The organism is Saccharomonospora sp., assembly GCF_027317685.1.
In the GTDB taxonomy this organism is placed as follows: domain Bacteria; phylum Actinomycetota; class Actinomycetes; order Mycobacteriales; family Pseudonocardiaceae; genus Saccharomonospora.
Genome location: NZ_DAHVQP010000119.1, coordinates 1 through 2564, shown reverse-complemented (window position 1 = coordinate 2564; position 2564 = coordinate 1). Strand labels below are relative to the sequence as shown.

2 protein-coding genes and 1 pseudogene are annotated in these 2564 nt (G+C 67.2%); 1 reads left to right on the top strand and 2 read right to left on the bottom strand.

Going from position 1 to position 2564, the window contains the following annotated elements:
* The coding region (locus tag M7H19_RS13680; RefSeq protein WP_298181275.1) for a 3'-5' exonuclease at positions 1 to 955 on the top strand (955 nt) is incomplete at its 5' end.
* A 108-nt stretch (positions 956 to 1063) separates the two neighbouring features.
* Here the strand turns inward: M7H19_RS13680 and M7H19_RS13675 are convergent.
* Positions 1064 to 2299, bottom strand: a complete 1236-nt coding sequence (locus tag M7H19_RS13675; protein ID WP_298181273.1) for an IS701 family transposase — start codon at positions 2297 to 2299, stop codon at positions 1064 to 1066.
* A gap of 44 nt (positions 2300 to 2343) precedes the next feature.
* Positions 2344 to 2564 (bottom strand): annotated as a pseudogene (locus tag M7H19_RS13670) (ABC transporter ATP-binding protein); the annotation flags it as partial.

The following is a 2564-nucleotide window of genomic DNA, read 5'->3' as shown; positions in this document are numbered from 1 at the left end:
GGCCCTGTCCGAGGCGGGCATCCCGTATCTCGTTCGCGGCGGTGAGCGCTTCTTCCAACGGCAGGAGATCCGGCAGGCGATGTCGGCACTGCGGACCGCGGCGGCCGAGGAACCCCAGGGGGAGCTCGTGTCGTTGTGCCGGCGGGTGCTCGCGCGCGTCGGCCTGAGCGAGCAGCCGCCCGCAGGCGGCTCCGCGCGGGAACGCTGGGACGCGCTGCTGGCACTCGTCGAGGTCGCCGAGGAGCTCGCGAGCACCGTCGAGGGTGCGACGCTCGGCATGTTCGTCGCCGAACTCGACCAGCGGGCCTCGGCCCAGCACCCGCCCACCGTGGAAGGCGTGACGCTCGCCTCGCTGCACGCCGCGAAGGGTCTCGAGTGGGATGCGGTGTTCCTCGTCGGCCTCGCCGACGGCACGGTGCCCATCCAACGTGCCGACGGTGACGACGACGCGGTGGAGGAGGAGCGCAGGCTCTTCTACGTGGGCGTCACGCGTGCCCGTGAGCACCTGTCGCTGAGCTGGGCGCTGTCCCGCCACCCCGACGGACGGCGGAACCGGCGGAGGAGCCGCTTCCTGTACGGGCTCGTTCCCGAGAACCATCCCGCGTCCAGGGTGGCCAAGTCGGCGTCGGCGAAGCCGACCAAGTTCGGCGCGTCCTGCCGCATCTGTGCCCGGCCGCTCATCTCGACGATGGAGGTCAAGCTCGGCCGCTGCACGAAGTGTCCCGCCGACGTCGACGAGCACCTGCTCGACCGGCTGAAGGAGTGGCGGACCGAGCGCGCCAAGGAGCTGAACGTGCCCGCGTTCGTCGTCTTCACCGACTCGACGCTGGTCGCGATCGCCGAACAACGGCCCGCCGACACCAAGGCCCTCGTGGGCATCTCCGGGATCGGGGCGTCGAAGTTGCAGCGGTTCGGCGACGAGGTCCTCGCCGTCGTACGGGACGCGGGGGCCTAGTAGTGCTTTGTTAGGTCGGTAATCGGTGGATGTGTTGGTGGCAGGTGGGGCAGGTGCCTGACCAGGTGGCGAGCAGGGTTTGTAGCTCGCGGATGATCTTGTAGAGGGTCAGGCTGCCCCAGATGCTTTTGGGCTGGTCAGGCGGAGGGTGGTGAGGAACAGGTGTGCTGCGGAGGCCAGGGTGGCGTGGCGGTGCCAGCCGGTGAAGGACCGGCCTTCGAAGTGGTCCAGGCCGAGGTCGGTTTTGAGTTCGCGGTAGTCGTGTTCGATGCGCCAGCGGATTTTGGCCAGCCGCACCAGTCGGTCGAGTGGTGTGTCGGCGGGCAGGTTGGAGATCCAGTACTTGAGGGGCTCGTCGGCTTCGGGTGGCCATTGGGCGATCAGCCACCGCAAAGGCAGCGATCCATCAGGCGCCAGGCGGGGCTTGCGTCCGGCGATGCGTACCCGCAGGGCGACGAAATCTGATCGGAGATCGCCTTTGGAGCCTTCCCGCCAGGTGATGCGCTTGCTGTGGGACCGTCCGGCGGCCAGGATGTGCTCGCGCAGGCTGACCGGCTTGGTGCGATACCGGGGCTTGGAACGTCGGCCGTGGCCGGAATAGGGCAACAACTCAGGGGCTGCGTCGGCGGCGTGGGCGGTGAGCTCGCCTTTGACCTGTACTGCGTAGGACAACTCGCGTTCTTCCAGCGCGGCACGAAAGTGCGCGTTGTCGCCGTAGCCGGCGTCGGCCACCACCGCGGGCGGCCGCAGTCCCCACTCGGCCAGCTGGTCGAACATCTCCACCGCCAGCATCCACTTCGGGCGATTCCGTTCCGTGTCCGGGATGCCACACCGGGCACGCCGCCGTCCGACCTCCACCGCAGCAGCATCCTCGGCAAGGGCGTCGTCCCAGCTTTCCGGCACGAACAGCCGCCAATTCACCGCAGCCGAGGCCGTGTCGGTGACCATGTGCACGCTCACACCGACCTGGCAGTTGGTCACTTTGCCTGCGGTGCCGGTGTATTGCCGCGCCACACACGGAGATCGACTGCCATCCTTGAGAAACCCGGTGTCATCGATCACCCACGCCATCGGATCCACCGTGCGCTGCGCAAGCCTGGCCAACCGCGCCCGCACCGACGCGAACTCCCACGTCGACGACGACACGAACTGCTGCAACCCCTGATGATCCACACCGAGCCGCTCGGCCATCGGCTGCATCGACTTGCGACGACCATCCAGCAGCAACCCACGCACATAGGTCTCGCCCTTGACCCGCTGATCCGACCGCGCCAGCGGAGCAAACACCTCCGCCGCGAACTTCTCCAACCGGCCACGCACCCGAGCGAGATCACCCTGCTTCACAACAAGATCATCCCACACCAAGATCCACACCTAACAAAGCACTACTAGGAAGTGCGGACGTCAAAACCTCGGGTCAACCCGTTCTCGTCGAGCGTGATCCAGGTGTCGATGCGTAGGCGGGCGAGGAAGGCGTCGTCATGGCTGACGACGATGAGCCCGCCGCGATAGGCCTCCAGCGCGGAGACGAGTTCATCGATGCTGCCCAGATCCAGGTTGTTGGTCGGTTCGTCAAGCACGAGAAGCTGATGCGCGGGTTCAGCGAGGA